At 71.1% G+C, this 18,790-nt stretch carries 19 protein-coding genes; 13 read left to right on the forward strand and 6 right to left on the reverse strand.

Features of this window, described 5'->3' with window-relative positions; all coding sequences use genetic code 11:
• Positions 1-16: 16 nt before the first annotated feature.
• Positions 17-1,816, reverse strand: coding sequence for an AMP-dependent synthetase/ligase (locus ACZ601_RS11560; protein ID WP_469535976.1), 1,800 nt, complete (start codon positions 1,814-1,816; stop codon positions 17-19).
• 279 nt (positions 1,817-2,095) lie between these two features.
• Here ACZ601_RS11560 and ACZ601_RS11565 point away from each other — a divergent pair, with 279 nt between their 5' ends.
• The 6 genes from ACZ601_RS11565 to ACZ601_RS11590 all read left to right on the forward strand — a co-directional run bounded on the left by ACZ601_RS11565 (position 2,096) and on the right by ACZ601_RS11590 (position 7,163).
• Positions 2,096-2,902: a metallophosphoesterase family protein gene (locus ACZ601_RS11565; RefSeq protein WP_469535978.1), complete on the forward strand. Its 807-nt coding sequence runs from the start codon at positions 2,096-2,098 to the stop codon at positions 2,900-2,902.
• Between the two features lie 117 nt (positions 2,903-3,019).
• Entirely contained in the window at positions 3,020-3,469 is a 450-nt protein-coding gene (locus ACZ601_RS11570) for an SRPBCC family protein (protein WP_311306157.1), read from the forward strand.
• Between the two features lie 4 nt (positions 3,470-3,473).
• Positions 3,474-4,730: an ArsA family ATPase gene (locus ACZ601_RS11575; protein WP_469535981.1), complete on the forward strand. Its 1,257-nt coding sequence runs from the start codon at positions 3,474-3,476 to the stop codon at positions 4,728-4,730.
• An 87-nt stretch (positions 4,731-4,817) separates the two neighbouring features.
• Positions 4,818-5,276, forward strand: coding sequence for a DUF5304 domain-containing protein (locus tag ACZ601_RS11580; protein WP_440575221.1), 459 nt, complete (start codon positions 4,818-4,820; stop codon positions 5,274-5,276).
• A 74-nt stretch (positions 5,277-5,350) separates the two neighbouring features.
• Positions 5,351-6,292: an ROK family glucokinase gene (locus ACZ601_RS11585; protein ID WP_123526544.1), complete on the forward strand. Its 942-nt coding sequence runs from the start codon at positions 5,351-5,353 to the stop codon at positions 6,290-6,292.
• 79 nt (positions 6,293-6,371) lie between these two features.
• Positions 6,372-7,163 carry an endonuclease/exonuclease/phosphatase family protein gene (locus tag ACZ601_RS11590; RefSeq protein WP_469535985.1) on the forward strand — a complete coding sequence of 264 codons (792 nt, stop codon included), beginning with the start codon at positions 6,372-6,374 and terminating at the stop codon, positions 7,161-7,163.
• Positions 7,164-7,628: 465 nt separating this feature from the next.
• On the opposite strand, the gene ACZ601_RS11595 is transcribed toward ACZ601_RS11590, so the two are convergent.
• Together ACZ601_RS11595 and ACZ601_RS11600 are read right to left on the reverse strand one after the other, a co-directional pair.
• Positions 7,629-8,306, reverse strand: coding sequence for a hypothetical protein (locus ACZ601_RS11595; protein ID WP_440575219.1), 678 nt, complete (start codon positions 8,304-8,306; stop codon positions 7,629-7,631).
• On the reverse strand, positions 8,299-9,078 hold the full coding sequence (locus tag ACZ601_RS11600) for an alpha/beta hydrolase (RefSeq protein WP_440575218.1): 780 nt from the start codon (positions 9,076-9,078) through the stop codon (positions 8,299-8,301). Before ACZ601_RS11600 ends, ACZ601_RS11595 begins: the two co-directional genes overlap by 8 nt.
• Positions 9,079-9,273: 195 nt before the next feature.
• Between ACZ601_RS11600 and ACZ601_RS11605 the strand changes: the two genes are divergently transcribed.
• The 5 genes from ACZ601_RS11605 (at position 9,274) to ACZ601_RS11625 (ending at position 14,257) form a co-directional block, all read left to right on the forward strand.
• Positions 9,274-10,047, forward strand: a complete 774-nt coding sequence (locus ACZ601_RS11605) for a lysophospholipid acyltransferase family protein (RefSeq protein ID WP_440575217.1) — start codon at positions 9,274-9,276, stop codon at positions 10,045-10,047.
• Positions 10,048-10,083: 36 nt separating this feature from the next.
• A complete protein-coding gene (gene macS, locus ACZ601_RS11610) occupies positions 10,084-11,301 on the forward strand; it encodes a MacS family sensor histidine kinase (RefSeq protein ID WP_469535989.1) in 1,218 nt (405 codons plus the stop codon).
• On the forward strand, positions 11,298-11,990 hold the full coding sequence (locus ACZ601_RS11615) for a response regulator (protein ID WP_440575215.1): 693 nt from the start codon (positions 11,298-11,300) through the stop codon (positions 11,988-11,990). Before macS ends, ACZ601_RS11615 begins: the two co-directional genes overlap by 4 nt.
• A 110-nt stretch (positions 11,991-12,100) precedes the next feature.
• Positions 12,101-13,129, forward strand: coding sequence for a 6-phosphofructokinase (locus ACZ601_RS11620; RefSeq protein WP_469535992.1), 1,029 nt, complete (start codon positions 12,101-12,103; stop codon positions 13,127-13,129).
• Between the two features lie 123 nt (positions 13,130-13,252).
• On the forward strand, positions 13,253-14,257 hold the full coding sequence (locus tag ACZ601_RS11625) for a 2-hydroxyacid dehydrogenase (RefSeq protein WP_469535995.1): 1,005 nt from the start codon (positions 13,253-13,255) through the stop codon (positions 14,255-14,257).
• A gap of 10 nt (positions 14,258-14,267) precedes the next feature.
• Here the strand turns inward: ACZ601_RS11625 and ACZ601_RS11630 are convergent, their stop codons facing one another.
• Both ACZ601_RS11630 and ACZ601_RS11635 read right to left on the reverse strand, forming a co-directional pair.
• On the reverse strand, positions 14,268-16,172 hold the full coding sequence (locus ACZ601_RS11630; RefSeq protein ID WP_469535998.1) for an anthranilate synthase family protein: 1,905 nt from the start codon (positions 16,170-16,172) through the stop codon (positions 14,268-14,270).
• Between the two features lie 97 nt (positions 16,173-16,269).
• Complete coding sequence (locus ACZ601_RS11635) at positions 16,270-16,326, reverse strand: trp operon leader peptide (RefSeq protein WP_073735655.1); 57 nt, start codon at positions 16,324-16,326, stop codon at positions 16,270-16,272.
• A 155-nt stretch (positions 16,327-16,481) separates the two neighbouring features.
• Between ACZ601_RS11635 and ACZ601_RS11640 the strand changes: the two genes are divergently transcribed.
• The gene (locus ACZ601_RS11640) at positions 16,482-17,828 is read left to right on the forward strand and encodes a class II 3-deoxy-7-phosphoheptulonate synthase (RefSeq protein WP_440575225.1); all 1,347 of its coding nucleotides are present in this window, start codon (positions 16,482-16,484) and stop codon (positions 17,826-17,828) included.
• Positions 17,829-17,999: 171 nt separating this feature from the next.
• Complete coding sequence (locus ACZ601_RS11645) at positions 18,000-18,266, forward strand: (2Fe-2S)-binding protein (RefSeq protein ID WP_440575211.1); 267 nt, start codon at positions 18,000-18,002, stop codon at positions 18,264-18,266.
• Positions 18,267-18,272: 6 nt separating this feature from the next.
• Here ACZ601_RS11645 and bfr read toward each other — a convergent pair whose 3' ends face one another.
• On the reverse strand, positions 18,273-18,752 hold the full coding sequence (gene bfr, locus ACZ601_RS11650; protein ID WP_390090354.1) for a bacterioferritin: 480 nt from the start codon (positions 18,750-18,752) through the stop codon (positions 18,273-18,275).
• Positions 18,753-18,790: the final 38 nt, after the last annotated feature.

Here is an 18,790-nt window from a genome sequence, read left to right on the forward strand (position 1 = left end):
TCCGTCCACGTGGGGATCAGCCTCGGTAGATCGACTCGACCTCGTCCGCGAAGTCCTTCGCCACCACATTGCGCTTCAGCTTCAACGACGGCGTGATGTGGCCCGCCTCCTCGGTGAACTGGGCGGCCAGGATGCGGAACTTCCTTACGGACTCGGCCTTGGACACCGCGGCGTTGCCGTCGTCGATGGCGCGCTGCACCTCGGCCAGCAGCTCCGGGTCCTCGCGCAGCGACAGGGCCGTCGAGCCGACGGGCTTGCCGTGCTCATCCGCCCAGTGCCCGAGGAACTCCTCGTCCAGCGTCACCAGCGCGCCCACGAACGGGCGCCCGTCGCCGACCACCATGCACTCCGCCACCAGGGCGTGCCCACGGATGCGGTCCTCGATGACGGCGGGCGCGACGTTCTTGCCGCCCGCCGTGACGATGATTTCCTTCTTACGGCCGGTGATCGCGAGGTAGCCGTCCTCGTCGAGGGTGCCGATGTCCCCGGTGTGGAACCAGCCGTCGGCCAGCGCCTCCGCCGTCGCCGTCTCGTTGTTCCAGTAGCCGGAGAACAGGTGCTCGCCGTGGAGCAGCACCTCGCCGTCGTCCGCGATCCGCACGACCGAGCCGGGCAGCGGCTGGCCGACCGTGCCGATCTTCTGGCGGTCCCACGGGTTGAAGGCGGTGGCCGCGCACGTCTCGGTCAGGCCGTAGCCCTCCAGGACGGTGAAGCCGATGCCCCGGTAGAAGTGTCCGAGCCGCTCACCGAGCGGGGCGCCGCCGGAGATCGCGTACTCGCCGCGCCCGCCGAGCACGGCCCGCAGCTTGCTGTAGACCAGCCGGTCGAACACCTTGTGCTTGAACTTCAGGCCCATGGCCGGGCCCTGCGGCGTGCCCAGCGCGCGGCTGTAGGCGATCGCCGTGTTCGCGGCCTTGTCGAAGATCTTGCCCTTGCCGTCCGCCTGGGCCTTGGCGCGCGCCGAGTTGTAGACCTTCTCGAAGACCCGCGGCACCCCGAGGATCAGGGTCGGCCGGAACGCGGCCAGCTCATCGGTGAGGTTCTTGATGTCCGGTACGCAGCCGAGCTTGATCGGGGCCATCACGGAGGCGACCTCGACCAGCCGTCCGAAGACGTGCGCGGCCGGCAGGAACAGCAGGACCGAGCACTCGCCGGTACGGAAGAGGGGCTTGAGCCGCTCCACCACGTTCCCGCACTCCGCGAAGAAGCTGCGGTGGGTCAGCACGCAGCCCTTGGGGCGTCCGGTGGTGCCGGAGGTGTAGACGATGGTGGCCGGATCGTCGGCCTTGGCGCTCGTCATCCGCAGGTCGAGGACCTCGTCCGAGACCTCCGCCTCGCCGAGCGCCGACATCTGAGCGATCGTTTCGTCGTCGATCCGCCAGATGCCCTTCAACTCGGGCAGCCCCTCCTGGACCGAGACGACGGACGCCTGGTGCGCCTCGGACTCCACGACGCACAGGGTGGCGCCGGAGTCGCCCAGGATCCACTGGATCTGCTCGGCGGAACTGGTCTCGTACACCGGCACGGTGACCGCGCCCGCGCTCCAGATCGCGAAGTCGACCAACACCCACTCGTAACGGGTGCGGGAGAGCAGGGCCACCCGGTCGCCGGGCTCGACACCCGCCGCGATCAGCCCCTTGGCGACGGCTCTGACCTCGGCCAGGAACTCGGTGGCGGTGACGTCCGTCCAGACGCCCGCCACTTTGCGGCTCATCACCGCGACATCAGGATGCTGAGCGGCATTGCGGCGGATGAGATCCGTCAGGTTGCCGTCCGAGGGGACCTCGTACAGGGCCGGAAGGCTGAACTCGCGCAAGACTGCTGCTCCTCATCGGGCTCCGGTGCCACGGCTCTGTGTGACGCACCGGATGCGGTCCAAGATGGCGGGTGCTCAGTGGGGTGAGCACAACTGGACTGCCCGGACGTTACCCACCAGTACTCGGTTCCGGATAGGGGTTTCCGGCCAGATGTCTTACGCGTCACACATATCGGCCGGGCTTTCGCGCACAGTAGTGCACCCGTACCGCCCCCTGGAAGTAACCGCAGGTCCGGCGCCCTCTACCCAGGCGGACGCGGGGGTTCTAGGGTGATCATCATGCGAGCAGGACCGAACAGCCGGGAGGCCGCCGCCGAGCGGCGCACCCGCATCCACGTGGTCAGTGACGTGCACGGGAACACCGAGGCACTGGCCCGCGCGGGCGACGGCGCCGACGCCCTCGTCTGCCTCGGCGACCTGGTGCTCTTCCTCGACTACGCCGACCACGCGCGCGGCATCTTCCCGGAACTCTTCGGTGTGGAGAACGCCGACCGCATCGTCGCCCTGCGCACCGAGCGCCGCTTCGAGGAGGCCCGGGACTTCGGCCGGGAGCTCTGGGCGGGCGTGGACCGCAACGCCGCGATCATCTCGGCCGTGCGCAAGCAGTACGCCGAGATGTTCGCCGCGCTGCCCACCCCGACGTACGCCACCTACGGCAACGTCGACATCCCCACCCTGTGGCCCGAGTACGCCCGCCCCGGAACCACCGTCCTGGACGGCGAGCGCGTCGAGATCGGCGGCCGCGTCTTCGGCTTCGTCGGCGGCGGCCTGCGGACCCCGATGCGCACCCCGTACGAGATCAGCGACGAGGAGTACGCCGCCAAGATCGAGGCGGTGGGCGAGGTCGACGTGCTCTGCACCCACATCCCGCCGGACGTCCCCGAGCTGACCTACGACACCGTGGCGCGCCGGTTCGAACGCGGCAGCCGCGCCCTGCTCGACGCCATCCGCCGCACCCGCCCCCGGTACTCCCTGTTCGGCCACGTCCACCAGCCCCTGGTCCGCCGGATGCGGATCGGCGCCACCGAGTGCGTGAACGTCGGCCACTTCGCCTCGACCGGCACGCCCTGGGCGCTGGAATGGTGACCGGGCCCGGCCGGGCATCGCGGCAGGCCCTGGGCCGGGGCGCGGCGCACACGCGATAGCCTTCTGGCGGCAGGTCTCTGCCGACCGACCGGTACACCGCACTGGAGGGCCACAGCGATGGCTGAACACACCAGCTCGACGATCACGATCGAGGCGGCACCGGCCGACGTCATGGGTGTGATCGCCGACTTCGACCGCTATCCGGAGTGGACCGGCGAGGTCAAGGAGGCCGAGGTGCTCGCCTCCGACGACCACGGCCGCGCCGAGAAGGTCCGCCTCGTCCTCGACGCCGGAGCGATCAAGGACGACCACACCCTCGCGTACACCTGGATCGGTGACTACGAGGTCAGCTGGACCCTGGTCAAGTCCCAGATGCTGCGCGCCATCGACGGCTCCTACGCGCTGGCCCCGCTGGGCGACGGCGACCGCACGGAGGTCACCTACCGGCTGACCGTCGACGTCAAGATCCCGATGCTCGGCATGATCAAGCGCAAGGCCGAGAAGGTCATCATCGACCGCGCCCTGGCCGGACTGAAGAAGCGCGTCGAGTCCGTCCCGAAGGCCTGACGCGGTGCGTACGGTCCTGGTCACCGGCCCCGGCGGGGCCGGCCGTACCACCGTCGCGGCGGCGACCGCGCTGGCCGCCTCGCGCCGGGGCGTCCGCACCCTGCTGATCTCCCCGGACGACATACCCGGCTTCCCCTCGTCCACCGAGCCCGCCCGGGTCACCGACACCCTGTGGTCCGTACGGACCGACTCCGCGGAGCACTTCCGCGCCGAACTCCTCGCCCTCCAAGACCAGCTGTCCGGAGTGCTCGGCCTGCTCGGCGGCAACCGGCTGGACGCTGAGGAGCTCACCGAGCTCCCCGGCAGCGGTCAGCTCGCCCTCCTGCAGAGCCTGCGCCGCGCCGCCCGGGGCGACTGGTCCCGCGACGGCTACGACCTCCTCGTCGTCGACCTGCCGCCGCTGCGCGAGGCCCTCGCCGTACTGGCCCTGCCCGAACAGCTGCGCCGCTACCTGCGCCGGCTGCTGCCCCAGGAACGCCAGGCCGCACGCGCCCTGCGCCCGATGCTCGCCCAGCTGGCGGGCGTGCCGATGCCCGCCCAGTGGCTGTACGAGGCCGCGGCCCGGCGCGACGCCGAACTCGCCGAGGTCCAGGCCCTCATCGAGGACCGCGCCACCACACTCCGGCTGGTCGCGGAACCGGGCCCGGCCGCGGAGGACGCGCTGCGCACCGCCCGTACCGGACTCGCCCTGCAAGGACTGCGCGTCGACGCCCTGGTGGCCAACCGGGTGCTGCCCCGGCACTCCCCGGACCCCTGGTTCGCGGCGCTCGCCGCGCAGCAGGAGAAGTGCCTCGACCACTGGCGCGAGGAGTGGGCGGCGGAAGCCCCGCCGCGGGAGCTGCCGCACCTGGGCCGGGACCCGCAGGGCCCTGACGACTTGACCGCCCTGGCCGCCCCGGCCGGTGGGGACGGGGCGCCGGCCGTGGCCGTGGACGACCGGGGGACCGGCCGTGCGGAGGACCCCTGGTGGATCGAGGAGTCCGAGGCGCCGGACGGTCCGGATGTTCCTGACGGTCCGGGCGGTCCGGGCGGTCCGGACGGGATACTGGTCTGGTGCCTGCGGCTGCCCGGAGCGGTCAAGAAGGACCTCCAGCTGGTCCGCCGCGGCAGCGAACTCCTGCTCACCGTAGGCCCGTTCCACCGCATCGTGCCCCTGGAGTCCGCTCTGCGCCGCTGCACCGTCTCCGGCGCCGCACTCACCGACGGGGTGCTCCGGGTCCGGTTCACGCCCGACCCGGACCTGTGGCCCAGAACGGGCTGAACGGCTCGTGGCCGTTCGGGTAACGTCGTAGGTACGGGTCGGTCCCGTTTGCCGGGCCGCCGGCCACCCACGTCGCAGGAGTCCGCCATGAGCGAAGCCACCGATCGTCCCGCCGACGACGACGCGTGGGCCCAGGCCTGCGCCGAGGACCTCGCCGCCGAGAAGGCCCGCCGCCGTGCCGAGTACGGTCCGCCGCCCGGCTCCGCCGCCGAGGAGCTGCGCAAGCTGGTGGACGCGGTGGCCGACAAGGTCTCCTCCCTCCAGTCGCCGCTGTTCGGCGTGGCGGCCCAGGGCGCGGTCCAGCAGGTCATCCGGCAGGCGAAGTCCGCGGTCGAGCCCGTCATCGAACGCAATCCGGACGTTTTCGACCACATCGCCGCAGCCGGTGGTGAACTGCTCGCCGCCTACCGCTCGGCCGTCGAGGGTCAGGAACGCCGTTGGACCCAGGGCGCCGGGGACCCGGCGGGCACGGAAAAGAAGGCGGACGACGCCACGGACCCCCGGGAAGAGGGGCCTGACACCGGCGAACAGATCGACCTGGACTGACCGGCACCGACAGGACGGCGCCCGGCCTCGGGTACGGTTGCCCCCAGCGGGGCTCGACCGAAACTGAGGGATTCATGGGACTCACCATCGGCGTCGATATCGGCGGCACGAAGATCGCAGCTGGAGTGGTCGACGAAGAGGGCCACATCCTCTCGACCTTCAAGGTGCCGACCCCGCCGACGGCCGAAGGCATCGTGGACGCGATCGCGGCGGCGGTGTCCGGCGCGAGCGAGGGGCACCCGGTCGAGGCGGTCGGCATCGGCGCGGCCGGATATGTCGACGACAAGCGTGCCACGGTGCTGTTCGCACCGAACATCAACTGGCGGCACGAGCCGCTCAAGGACAAGGTCGAGCAGCGCGTCGGCCTCCCGGTGGTCGTCGAGAACGACGCCAACGCGGCGGCCTGGGGCGAATACCGCTTCGGCGCCGGCCAGGGCCACGACGACGTCATCTGCATCACGCTCGGCACCGGCCTCGGCGGCGGCATCATCATCGGCAACAAGCTGCGCCGCGGACGCTTCGGCGTGGCCGCCGAGTTCGGCCACATCCGGGTCGTCCCGGACGGTCTGCTCTGCGGCTGCGGCAGCCAGGGCTGCTGGGAGCAGTACGCCTCCGGGCGGGCGCTCGTCAGGTACGCGAAGCAGCGGGCCAACGCCACCCCCGAGAACGCCACGATCCTGCTGTCGCTCGGTGACGGCACGGTCGAGGGCATCGAGGGCAAGCACATCAGCGAGGCCGCCCGGCAGGGCTGCCCGGTGGCCGTCGACTCGTTCCGCGAGCTGGCCCGCTGGGCCGGAGCCGGACTGGCCGACCTCGCCTCGCTGTTCGACCCGTCCGCCTTCATCGTCGGCGGCGGCGTCTCGGACGAGGGCGAGTTGGTGCTCGACCCGATCCGCAAGTCGTTCCGGCGCTGGCTGATCGGCGGCGAGTGGCGCCCGCACGCCCAGGTCCTCGCCGCCCAACTGGGCGGCAAGGCCGGTCTGGTGGGCGCGGCGGACCTGGCCCGGCAGGGCTGATCCGAGCGGATACGGACACACCGGACGCCCGTCGCGCCCCTCTCGGGGCACGGCGGGCGTCCGTCGTATCGTGACCGGCATGGTCATGACGTCGCTGCCAGAATCCCGTACCGAGCAGGACGGCTCGGCCGTCATCAGAGTGCTCGGCTACAACATCCGGTCGATGCGCGACGACCCTGCCGCGCTGGCCCGGGTGATCCGCGCCTGCGCGCCCGATCTGGTCCTCGTCCAGGAGGCGCCGCGCTTCTTCCGCTGGCGCAAGTACGCCGCCCGGCTCGCGCGCGCCAGTGATCTGGTGATCCTCGGCGGCGGAGCCACCGCGGCCGGACCGCTCCTGCTCTGCTCGATGCGCGTCGCGGTCGAGCGCACCGAGGACGTCCTGCTGCCGCTCACCCCCGGACTGCACCGCAGGGGCTTCGCCACCGCGGTCGTCCGGATCGCTGGCACCCGGATCGGGGTGCTGAGCTGCCATCTGAGCCTGCGGCGCGAGGAGCGGTTGGCCCAGGCGGAGGCACTGTTGGGCCGGCTGGAGGCGATGGGTGTGGAGCATGCCGTGGTGGGCGGCGACCTCAACGAAGCACCGGGCGGGCAGGCGTTCCGGCGGCTGGCCGGGCGGCTCCAGGACTGCTGGACGGTACGGCCCCGGGGCGGCGAGCACACCTTCCCGTCGCACGATCCGGTCCGGCGGATCGACGCGCTCTTCGCGACGGGGGGCATCGAGGTGCTCGGCTGCGGGGTCCCGGCCGGGCTGCCCGGCGTGGCCGAGGGCGACCTGCCGACCGCCTCCGACCACCTGCCGGTGCTGGCCGCGCTGCGGGTGCCTGCGGCGAGGGGTGGCGGGGTTCCGTCCTCAATCGCCGGACGGGCTTGAGTGCGGGTGCTCCGCGTGTGCGGGTGCGCCTGCCCGGTGGGTGGGGGGTGGTGCCCCTCCGGGGCGTCTCCTCAAAAATGGCGTGTTCACCCGGGTACGTAAGGGACCCGGGTCGTACGCCATTTTCTGCGGGGACTCCCCTGCACGTCCCCACCCCAGCCCCAGTCGCGTCTGCACACCGGCCGGACTACTGTCGCAGACGCGCGACGGAGCGGGTTCGGGGGCGTGCAGGGGAGTCCCCGCAGAACGACGAACACAGACCCGGGTACGCAATACGGACCCCCCGCACGTTCGTCGTTTGAGGAGACGCCCCGGAGGGACCCCGAACCCCCACCCACCGGGCAGGCGCACCTGCGCAACGCGGAGCACTCGCACCACCCAAGCCCGTCCGGCGATTGAGGACGGAACCCCGCGCCCCGGAAAGGGGCAACCACTCTGCGGCGCGGCCACTCGCAGGGGACCCGCTCAGACCACCGCGCCGCGGCCGGGGTCGTCGCCGTCCTCTTCGTCGTGCTCCATCCGCGCCACCAGCGTCACGAAGCCGCCCAGGAAACCGCCGACGCAGACCGTCGTCAGCCACCAGGTCATCTCCCAGCGCAGCAGCACCGCGAGCAGCAGCAGGACCGGACCGCCGATCACCGCGAGCCAGGCGAACTTCGCCGTGACGTCGGCCTCCGGCAGCGGCGGCGGCTCCGGCGGCACGAAGTGCCCCTCGCCGCTGTCGTCGTCGTCCGTGTCACCCTCGGCAGGCTCCGCCGGCTCGTAGTCGCGCGGGCCGGCACCGACACCGGGGGCGAACACTACCGAACTGCCGAGCGGCTTCTCCGGCGGCTTGGGCGGGCGCTTGCCGATGCCCTTGTCCGGGTCCAGGGCGGTCAGCGGACCGTCCTCCAGCAGCGCCACGTCCTCGATGGACCGGAACGGCCTGGCGCCCGGCGGGTCCGGCGGCTCGTCGCCGTACCCCGCGACGATCGCCTCCCAGACGGCGTCCTCGTCCACCGGAAGCTCCCCGTCGCCGCCCCGGTCCGTGCCCGGGGCCTCCGGCGGTGGTGCGCCGCCGTCATCGGGGACGGCCGCTCCCTCGGCGGGGAGCGGCTCGCGCTCCTCCTCGCCGCCCGCGCGATCCGCGTTGTACTCAGCCACCGGACGTGCTCCCCTTCTTCCCGACGCTCGGAGCGAGGCGGCCGATGAACGAGTAGCTCTCGTCGAAGATCCGCTCCGCATCGTGGTCCAACGTCGCCACGTGGTAGCTCTGTTCCAGGAGGATCTCCTCGACGTCCCTCGAAGAGACCCGGCTCAGGATCCGGGCCGAGTCGGCGGGCGGCACCACATGGTCCTGCGGGCTGTGCAGGAGCAGCAGCGGCTGGGTCACCTGGGGCAGCTCCGCGTCGACCAGCCGGAAGAACTTCCGCAGCGAGTGGGCCGCGTGCAGCGGCACCCGGTTGTAGCCGATCTCCTCGGAGCTCCCCAGGGCGATGTCGTTGACCAGCCCCTTCGTCGTCGGCACCAGATGGCGGACGACCGGCAGCGCGTGCGCGGCGAGACCGTGCACCTTGTTGCCCGGATTGACGAGCACCAGACCCCGGACCGCGTCGCCGTGCTTCGCCGCGAGCCGCAGCGCGAGGGCGCCGCCCATGGAGAGGCCGAAGACGAAGACCTGGGAGCACCGCTCCAGCAGTGACCGCAGCTCCCGGTCCACCTCCGCGTACCAGTCCTGCCAGCCGGTCACCTGCATGTCCTGCCAGCGGGTGCCGTGTCCGGGGAGCAGCGGCAGCGAGACCGTGAGCCCGCGCTCCGCCAGATAACCGGCCCAGGGGCGCAGCGACTGCGGGGAGCCGGTGAATCCGTGACAGAGGAGGACGCCGACCTCTCCGCCGTCGTGGCGGAACGGCTCGGCTCCAGGAAGGACCGGCACCGGGGTCTCCTGTTCGTGAGGCTCGGAGGGGAGCGAAAGGGGGGAGTGCAGAGGATTACTTCACCGTACGCGACCGGACCGACACCGACCAGGGCCGTCACCGGCACGGGCCGGGTACCCCGCGCCGTGCCGGGCAGGAGCAGGGGAGACCGGACGGGTTAGGGTCTGACCGACAGCACACAGGAGGCACCCGAGTTGATCTACGGCGCTATGAAGTTCTCCATCGGCGGGTCTCTGAAGCTCGCCTTCAGGCCGTGGGTGGAGGGCCTGGAGAACATCCCCGCGCAGGGACCGGCGATCCTCGCGAGCAACCATCTGTCCTTCTCCGACTCCTTCTTCCTGCCCGCTGTCCTGGACCGCAAGGTCACCTTCATCGCCAAGGCCGAGTACTTCACCGCGCCGGGCGTCAAGGGCAAGCTGACCGCCGCCTTCTTCAAGGGCGTCGGCCAGCTCCCGGTGGACCGCTCGGGCGCCCGGGGCGCCGGCGAGGCGGCGATCAAGGCCGGCATCGAGGTGATCGAGAGCGGCGGCCTCTTCGGCATCTACCCGGAGGGCACCCGCTCGCCCGACGGCCGCCTCTACCGGGGCAAGCCCGGTGGGCTGGCCCGGGTGGCGCTCGCGACCGGGGCGCCGGTCATCCCCGTCGCGATGATCGACACGGAGAAGATCCAGCCGCCCGGCCAGGTGGTGCCCAAGCTGATGCGCCCGGGGATCAGGATCGGCAAGCCGCTCGACTTCAGCCGCTACCACGGCATGGAGGGCGACCGCTTCATCCTGCGCTCGGTCACCGACGAGGTGATGTACGAGATCATGAGGCTGTCCGGTCAGGAGTACGTGGACATCTACGCGACCGCCGCCAAGCGGCAGCTCGCGGACGAGTCGAAGCGGCAGGCGGAGGCCGCCAAGCGGGCCTCGTCCGGCCGCCGGGACGGGCAGCCGGGTACGGACGGGGACGGCGGCGGCGCCTGAGCGGTCGCCGGTCCGTCGGGGGTGGGGGAGAACAAGATGGCCAAACGTGTGCGGGTCGTGCGGATGTCGGTCGAGCAGCCGCTGTGGCGTGCGCTGACCGCCTACCGCATTCTCACGATGCTCTACGCGATCCTGCTCGCCGTCTTCGGACGCGACAAGTACGAACGGCCCTGGGTGGCCATCGCCTTTCTGACGGTCATGGCCGTCTGGACGCTCGCCACCCTGCCGAAGGTCTCCGGCGCGGTGGCCTGCACCAAGCGCTTCCTCGGCACCGATCTCGCGCTCGCTCTCGCCGGCATCCTGCTGACCCCGCTCGCGGACTTCCAGGCCCAGCACATGGACGGTCCGACGCTGCCGTCCATCTGGACCGCGGGCTCCGTGCTGGCCTTCGCGATCAAGGGCGGCTGGCGCTGGGCGGCCTTCGCCTCCACCTTCGTGGCCGCCGCCAACCTGATCGAGCGCGCCGAACCCAGCCGCGACACCCTGCACAACGTCCTGCTGGTCTGGGTCGCCTCCATCGCGATCGGTTACGTCGTCGAGGTGGCCCGCGCCAGTGAGCGCACCCTCGCCCGCGCCCTGGAGATCGAGGCCGCCACCCGGGAACGGGAACGGCTGGCCCGCGACATCCACGACAGCGTGCTCCAGGTCCTGGCGATGGTGCAGCGACGGGGTACGGCGATCGGCGGCGAGGCCGCGGAGCTGGGCCGGATGGCCGGGGAGCAGGAGGTCGCCCTGCGCACCCTGGTCTCCAGCGGCCTGGTGCCGCCGACCCGGGTGTCGGAGGACGCGGCCGAGGGCGCCGTGGTGCGCACCGTCGAGACGGACGACGACGAGCCCGGCGAGACCGATCTGCGCGCCCTGCTCGCCCCGCACGCCGGATCCAGGGTCAGCTTCGCGGAGCCCGGCGCCCCGGTGCTGCTCCCGCCCCCGGCGGCGATGGAGCTGGCGGCCGCGGTGAGCGCCGCGCTGGACAATGTCCGGGTGCACGCGGGGGAGGGCGCCCAGGCCTGGATCCTGGTCGAGGACTGGCCGGAGGAGGTGATCGTCACGGTCCGGGACGACGGGCCTGGCATCCCGGACGGGCGGCTCGCCCAGGCCGAGGGTGAAGGGCGGCTCGGGGTGGCCCTGTCGATACGCGGCAGACTGCGGGAGCTCGGCGGTACGGCAGAGCTGATCTCGGTTCCCGGCCAGGGCACGGAGGTCGAGTTGAAGGTTCCGAAGGTTTCACGGGGGAAGGCGGGTTCGGTCCGATGAACGCAGCACATGAAGCAGGTGCCCAGCGGCGGGCGATCAGGGTGATGGTGGTCGACGACCACCCGATGTGGCGCGACGCCGTCGCCCGCGACCTCGCGGAGTCCGGGTTCGACGTGGTGGCGACCGCGGGCGACGGCCCCCAGGCGGTCCGCCGGGCCGGGGCCGTCACCCCCGACGTCCTGGTCCTGGACCTCAACCTGCCCGGGATGCCGGGCGTCCAGGTCTGCAAGGAACTGGTCGGCGCGCACCCCGGGCTGCGGGTCCTGGTGCTCTCCGCGAGCGGCGAGCACGCCGATGTGCTGGAGGCGGTCAAGTCGGGCGCCACCGGCTACCTGCTCAAGTCCGCGAGCACCCAGGAGCTGACCGAGGCCGTCCGCTCCACCGCGGCCGGCGATCCGGTCTTCACCCCCGGCCTCGCGGGTCTGGTACTCGGCGAGTACCGCAGGCTGGCCTCCGAGCCGGTCCCCGCGGCCTCCGACGAGCCGAAGGCCCCGGAGCTGACGGAGCGGGAGACCGAGGTGCTGCGGCTGGTCGCCAAGGGGCTCTCGTACAAGCAGATCGCGGAACGGCTGGTGATCTCGCACCGCACCGTGCAGAACCACGTCCAGAACACCCTGGGCAAGCTCCAGTTGCACAACCGGGTGGAGCTGGTGCGGTACGCCATCGAGCGCGGCCTTGACGACGCCTGAGATCAACACCCGGACATTGCACGGGAATTGACCGTACGACCCATCCCGTTGTGACCTGGATCACCTTAGCTTGGAGTGGAGTGAGCTCACTTCGGCGAAGGGATGCTTCCATGCGGGTCGGAGTACTGACCGGGGGCGGCGACTGCCCCGGACTCAACGCGGTCATCCGTGCCGTCGTCCGCAAGGGCGTGCAGGAGTACGACTACGACTTCATCGGATTCCGGGACGGCTGGCGGGGACCGCTGGAGGGGGTGACCGTCCCGCTCTCCATCCCTGTGGTGCGCGGCATCCTGCCGCGCGGCGGCACCATCCTCGGTTCCTCGCGCACCAACCCCCTCAAGGCGGATCACGGTGTCCGCCGCATCCGCGACAACCTCGACCGGCACGAGGTCGACGCACTCGTCACGATCGGTGGCGAGGACACCCTCGGCGTGGCGGCGACCCTGTCCGAGGAGCACGGGATCGACTGCGTCGGCGTACCCAAGACCATCGACAACGACCTCTCCGGCACCGACTACACCTTCGGTTTCGACACCGCCGTCAACATCGCCACCGAGGCCATCGACCGGCTGCACACCACGGCCGAGTCCCATATGCGGGTCCTCGTCGTCGAGGTGATGGGCCGCCACGCCGGCTGGATCGCGCTCCACTCGGGACTGGCCGGCGGCGCCAACGTCATCCTCATCCCGGAACAGCGCTTCGACGTCGGCCGGGTCTGCGCCTGGGTGGCCTCCCGGTTCCGGGCGAGCTACGCCCCGATCGTGGTGGTCGCGGAGGGCGCCATGCCCGCACAGGGCGAGATGGTCCTCAAGGACGGCTCGCAGGACTCCTTCGGCCATGTCCGGCTCTCCGGGGTCGGTGAATGGCTGGCCAAGGAGATCGAGCGCCGCACCGGCAAGGAGGCCAGGACCACCGTCCTCGGCCACATCCAGCGCGGCGGCACCCCCAGCGCCTTCGACCGCTGGCTGGCCACCCGGTTCGGGCTGCACGCCATCGACGCCGTGCACGACGGCGACTTCGGGAAGATGGTCGCCCTGAACGGCACGGACATCGTGCGGGTGCCGATCGCGGAGGCGACCGCCAGGCTCAAGACGGTCGACCCGGCGCTCTACGCGGAGGCGGAGGTCTTCTTCGGCTGAGAGCGCGGCGGCGCGCCGGGCGCCCCGGCCTTATATTCGCGAGGACCGGACCGGGGCCCGGACCCGCACCCCAATGCGGGTCCGGACCCCGGCACCCCGCCCGCATCCGTCACGGGAGACGTCGTGGAAATCCTGGCCTTCGGTGTGCAGTCCGACGAGAAGCCGCTGATCGAGAAAGCCTTCGCCGGCAAGCACGAGGTCCGCTGCCTGGACGTCTTCCTGAACCGGGACACCGCACCCCTCGCGGCCGGCTACGAGGCCGTCTCCACCAGCGTCAACGCCGACCTGGGCAGCGCCGTCCTGCAGACCCTCGCGGCCGGCGGCACCCAGATGATCGCCCAGCGCTCCACCGGCTTCAACAACATCGACCTGGACGTCGCGGAGCGCCTCGCCATGCGCGTCGCCCGGGTCTCCTACTACTCCCCGTACGCCGTCGCCGAGTTCGCCTGGACCCTCGCCATGGCGGTCAACCGCCGCGTCATCCGGGCCGCGAGCCGCACCCGCGACTTCGACTTCCGCCTCGACGGGCTCCTCGGCCGCGACATGCACGGCCGCACGGCCGGCATCATCGGCACCGGCAAGATCGGCGAGGCCTTCACCCGGATCGCCCATGGCTTCGGCATGAATCTGCTGGGCTGGGACGTCGCGGAGAACCCGGCCTGCGTCGAGCTGGGCATGCGCTACGTGGCGAAGGAGCAGCTGCTGGCCGAGTCCGACCTGATCAGCCTGCACGTACCGCTGCTCCCCGCGACGCACCACGTCATCGGCAGACAGGCCCTGGCCCGGATGAAGGACGACGCGATCCTGATCAACTCCAGCCGGGGCGGGCTCGTCGACACCACGGCCCTGGTCGGGGAGTTGCGGGCCGGCCGGTTCCTGGGCGTCGGACTCGACGTGTACGAGGCCGAGGCCGGGCTCTTCTTCCTCGACAAGTCCCTGGAGGGCGTCGACGACGACACCCTCGCCCGGCTCGTCACCTTCCCCAACGTCATCGTCACCTCGCACCAGGCGTACTACACGCAGGACGCGGTCGGCCAGATCATCGACGCCACCGTCCGCAACATCGACGACTACGTGGCCGGCCGACGCAGCGAGAACGTCCTGGTCCCCGCGGCGCCCGCCCCCTGAACCCGCTCCCTCAGCCCCGCACCGGCAGCCCTGCCAGCAACTCGCCCACGATCCCCGCGCCGCGCAGGGTCAGCACCGACTCCGGGTGGAACTGCACCGAGGCGAAGCCGTCCCCGCGCAGCGCGTGCAGCTCCCCGGTCGCCCCGTCCACGCTCGCCTCGATGCCGTGCGCCGCCAGCTCGCTGACCGAGGCCTCGTCGCAGCGCGCGGTGAAGCTGTTGTAGAAGCCGACGGTCTCCGGGCGCCCGAACAGCTCGATCCGGGTCTGCGCACCCTGGTACGGCACCGCCTTGCGGACGATGTCGAGGCCCAGCTCCGCCGCGATCAGCTCGTGGCCCAGGCACACCCCCAGCAGCCCGTGCCGGTGGTCCCGGACCAGCTCCGCCGCGAGCGCCCGCAGCAGCCGCATCTTCGGATCGTCCTGATCGCCCGGATTTCCCGGCCCGGGGCCCAGCACCACGGGCCCCTCGTGCGCCCGTACGGCCTCGCGCAGCCCCGGCTCGTCGTAGCGGCGCACCGACACGTCGAGCCCCGAAGCGCGCAGCAGATGCCCGAGCATCGCGGTGAACGTGTCCTCGCCGTCGATGACCAGCGCATGGCCGGACAGCTCGTCGGTGCGCTCCTGCATCCGCAGCCAGAACGGCGCGAGCCCGTCCCGCCGGGCGTCCAGCGCCGCCCGCACCCGGGGGTCGGCGGCCAGCAGCGGCCGGGTCTCCTCCGCGCGCGGACGGCCCGGCCGCACCCCCAGCGCGGTCAGCACGCCGGCCGCCTTGGCGTGGGTCTCCGCCACCTCGCTCTCCGGGTCCGAGTGGCGCACCAGCGTCGCGCCGACCGGCACCCGCAGCTCACCTTCGGGCGAGATGTCGGCCGTCCGGATCAGGATCGGTGAGTCCAGCGTCTGCGCCCCGTCCGGGCCCTGCCGCAGGAGGGCCAGCGCGCCCGCGTAGTAGCCGCGCCCGCCGGACTCGTACCGCTCGATGACCCGGCAGGCGTTCTGCACCGGGGAGCCGGTGACCGTGGCCGCGAACATGGTCTCCTTCAGCACCTCGCGCACATCCAGCGAGGAGCGTCCGCGCAACTCGTACTCGGTGTGCGCGAGATGGGCCATCTCCTTGAGCCGGGGGCCGATCACCACCCCGCCCATGTCCCCGACGGTGCACATCATCTTGAGTTCCTCGTCGACCACCATGGAGAGCTCCTCCGTCTCCTTGCGGTCGCCGAGGAACGTCAGCAGGTTCTCGGCGGTCGGCCCCTCCGCGGGGTAGCGGTAGGTGCCGCTGATCGGGTTCATCACGACCGTCCCGCCCGACATCCGCACATGCACCTCCGGACTGGCGCCGACCAGCGTCCTGGCCCCGGTGTGCACGACGAACGTCCAGTACGCGCCCCGCTCGCCCGCCAGCAGCCGCCGGAAGAGCGCCAGCGCGTCCGCCCGCCCGAAACCGGGGATCTCGCCCCGGAAGGTCCGCCGGATGACGAAGTTCGCGCCCTCGCCCCGGCCGATCTCGTCCTCGATGACCCGCCGGACGGTCCCGGCGTACTCCTCGTCCGGAACGTCGAACGCACCGTCCCTGACCCGCACCTCATGCGTGGGGAGCAGCTCCAGCGCCTCGTCGAGCGGCAGCGTGTACGTCTCGTCCGCGACCAGTACGGACAGCGGCGTCCCGTCGTCCCGCACATCGAAGCCGCGCTCGGCGATCTGCCGGAACGGGACCAGGGCGAGCGAGGGCCGCTCACCGACCGGGAGGTCCGCCAGCCGGTCCACCTCCCGTACCTCACCGATCAGCACCTCGACGGTGTCGTGGTCATGGCCTGGGGTGCGCCTGCGGAGCAGGGCGAACGGCGGGCAGTCGGCACCGAGGAGTCGCTGGACGAGCGTGTGCGGTGCCGGGTGCGGGGTCGTGTGCGGCGTCATGCCGGGTTCCTTCCAGTGGGATCAGCTGGGAGGAACGGCCCGTGAAAACGGAAAAAAGCCGCCCCTCGGGCGGCCTCTGCGTTCTGTGTACGCGCAGTCAGTGGGCCGCCGGATGAGCGGTCCACCACCAATTACGGGTCGAGTGCGCGAACATGGCTGAACCATAACCCACGATCGGGAAGCGAGGCGGCCGCAGACGCGCCGGCACCCGGCTGTGTCCCCGGTCACTGGCGCGCCACGTCAGCCGTCTCAGTCACTGAGCACCAGAAAAAGCACTCGACACGACCCCGTAATGTGGGACCCGTGACCGTGAACGCCAATACCTCCGTCGCCGGTGGCAACACCTGGCAAGACCTTCCCGCGGCGCAGCAGCCCGAGTACCCCGACTCCGAGGCGCTGCGCGATGTACTCGCGGACCTCGCGTCGTATCCGCCGCTCGTCTTCGCGGGCGAGTGCGACCAGCTGCGCGCCCGCATGGGAGCCGTCGCCAAGGGCGAGGCGTTCCTGCTCCAGGGCGGTGACTGCGCCGAGGCCTTCGACGCCGTGTCGGCCGAGCACATCCGCGCCAAGCTGAAGACGCTGCTCCAGATGAGCGCCGTCCTCACCTACGCGGCCTCCGTGCCCGTCGTCAAGGTGGGCCGGATCGCCGGCCAGTACTCCAAGCCCCGCTCCAAGTCGACCGAGACCCGCGACGGCGTGACCCTGCCGACCTACCGCGGCGACTCCGTCAACGGCTTCGCCTTCACCGAGGCCGAGCGCGTTCCGGACCCGGACCGGCTGAAGCAGATGTACCACGCGTCCGCCTCCACGCTGAACCTCGTGCGCGCCTTCACCACCGGCGGTTACGCCGACCTGCGCCAGGTGCACGCCTGGAACCAGGACTTCGTGAAGTCGTCCCCGTCCGGCCAGCGCTACGAGGCACTGGCCCGCGAGATCGACAGCGCGCTGAACTTCATGAAGGCGTGCGGCACCGACCCGGCCGAGTTCAAGGCCGTCGAGTTCTACGCCTCGCACGAGGGCCTGCTGCTGGACTACGAGTCGGCGCTGACCCGTACCGACTCGCGCACCGGCGAGCTGTACGACACCTCGGGCCACATGGTGTGGATCGGTGAGCGCACCCGCCAGATGGACGGCGCGCACATCGAGTTCGCCTCGAAGATCCGCAACCCCATCGGCATCAAGCTCGGACCGACGACCACCGTCGACGAGGCGCTCGGCTACATCGACCGCCTCGACCCCGAGCGCGAGCCCGGCCGGCTGACCTTCATCGTCCGGATGGGCGCCGACAAGGTCCGCGACAAGCTCCCCGAGCTGGTCGAGAAGGTCACCGCCTCCGGTGCCACCGTCGCCTGGGTCACCGACCCGATGCACGGCAACACCTTCGAGGCCGCGTCCGGCCACAAGACCCGCCGCTTCGACGACGTCCTGGACGAGGTCAAGGGCTTCTTCGAGGTGCACAAGGGCCTGGGCACCCACCCGGGCGGCATCCACGTCGAGCTCACCGGTGACGACGTCACCGAGTGCGTCGGCGGCGGCCACGAGATCTTCGTGGACGATCTGCACCAGCGTTACGAGACGGCCTGCGACCCGCGGCTCAACCGCAGCCAGTCGCTGGACCTCGCGTTCCTGGTCGCCGAGATGTACCGGGACCAGTAGGCGTCACGGCAGGTGGCACACGTACGACTGTGGGGCACGGATCGATGTGATCCGTGCCCCACAGGGCGTTCCGGGGCTTTTACCGCCCTTGAGTGGCGGGTAAGGTTAGGTTAGCCTCACCGATTATCGGGGCGGCCGCCACGACCTCGTCCCGCCGGGAGGTGAAACCGCATGTACGTCTGCTCGTGCTTCGGCGTTACGGAGCAGCAGGTCAAGAAGCATGCGGAAGCCGGCGCCTGCACGCCCCGCCAGATAGCCTCCGCCTGCAAGGCGGGTACCGACTGCGGCGGCTGTGTGCGCACCATCCAGGCGATGCTCGGCCGCGGCGCCTGTCCGCGCCGCGAACTGCTCGACCAGAAGCAGCCGGCCGGCACCGTCGAGCGTCTCGACACGGGCACCGCTCCCGTACCTGCGGCCGGTTTCCCCGAAGCCGCCTGAGCCGGGTCAGCTCTCCGGCTGCTCGATCAGCTGCGCGATGTACAGCGGCTCGCCGAGCTTCTCGACCAGGTCCAGCTGGGTGTCGAGATAGTCGATGTGGTGCTCCTCGTCGGCCAGGATCGACTCGAAGATGTTCGCGGACGTGATGTCGCCCTTGGCGCGCATCAGCTCGATGCCGCGCTTGAGGCGGTCGATCGCCTCCACCTCGACCTGGCGGTCCGCCTGGAACATCTCGGTGACCGTCTGGCCCACCCGGACGTGGAAGAGCCGCTGGTAGTTCGGCAGTCCGTCGAGGAACAGAATCCGGTCGGTCAGGATCTCGGCGTGCTTCATCTCGTCGAACGACTCGGAGCGCGTGTACTTCGCGAGCTTCGTCCAGCCGAAGTTGTCCTGCATCTTCGCGTGCAGGAAATACTGATTGATGGCAGTCAATTCGGCGGTCAGCTGCTCGTTCAGGAACTCAAGGACCTCGGGGTCGCCCTGCATCGCAGAGGCTCCTTCCAACCGGTGAACTGGGCAAGTTG

Source organism: Streptomyces sp. NPDC104307 (assembly GCF_055584045.1).

Coding starts and splice junctions, on each gene's coding strand:
- ACZ601_RS11585 (WP_123526544.1), top strand. CDS start 5,351: ATGGGACTCACCATCGGCGTCGATATCGGCGGCACGAAGATCGCAGCT.
- ACZ601_RS11630 (WP_469535998.1), bottom strand. CDS start 16,172: ATGACGCCGCACACGACCCCGCACCCGGCACCGCACACGCTCGTCCAG.
- ACZ601_RS11620 (WP_469535992.1), top strand. CDS start 12,101: ATGCGGGTCGGAGTACTGACCGGGGGCGGCGACTGCCCCGGACTCAAC.
- ACZ601_RS11570 (WP_311306157.1), top strand. CDS start 3,020: ATGGCTGAACACACCAGCTCGACGATCACGATCGAGGCGGCACCGGCC.
- ACZ601_RS11580 (WP_440575221.1), top strand. CDS start 4,818: ATGAGCGAAGCCACCGATCGTCCCGCCGACGACGACGCGTGGGCCCAG.
- ACZ601_RS11645 (WP_440575211.1), top strand. CDS start 18,000: ATGTACGTCTGCTCGTGCTTCGGCGTTACGGAGCAGCAGGTCAAGAAG.
- macS (WP_469535989.1), top strand. CDS start 10,084: ATGGCCAAACGTGTGCGGGTCGTGCGGATGTCGGTCGAGCAGCCGCTG.
- ACZ601_RS11590 (WP_469535985.1), top strand. CDS start 6,372: ATGGTCATGACGTCGCTGCCAGAATCCCGTACCGAGCAGGACGGCTCG.
- ACZ601_RS11565 (WP_469535978.1), top strand. CDS start 2,096: ATGCGAGCAGGACCGAACAGCCGGGAGGCCGCCGCCGAGCGGCGCACC.
- bfr (WP_390090354.1), bottom strand. CDS start 18,752: ATGCAGGGCGACCCCGAGGTCCTTGAGTTCCTGAACGAGCAGCTGACC.
- ACZ601_RS11615 (WP_440575215.1), top strand. CDS start 11,298: ATGAACGCAGCACATGAAGCAGGTGCCCAGCGGCGGGCGATCAGGGTG.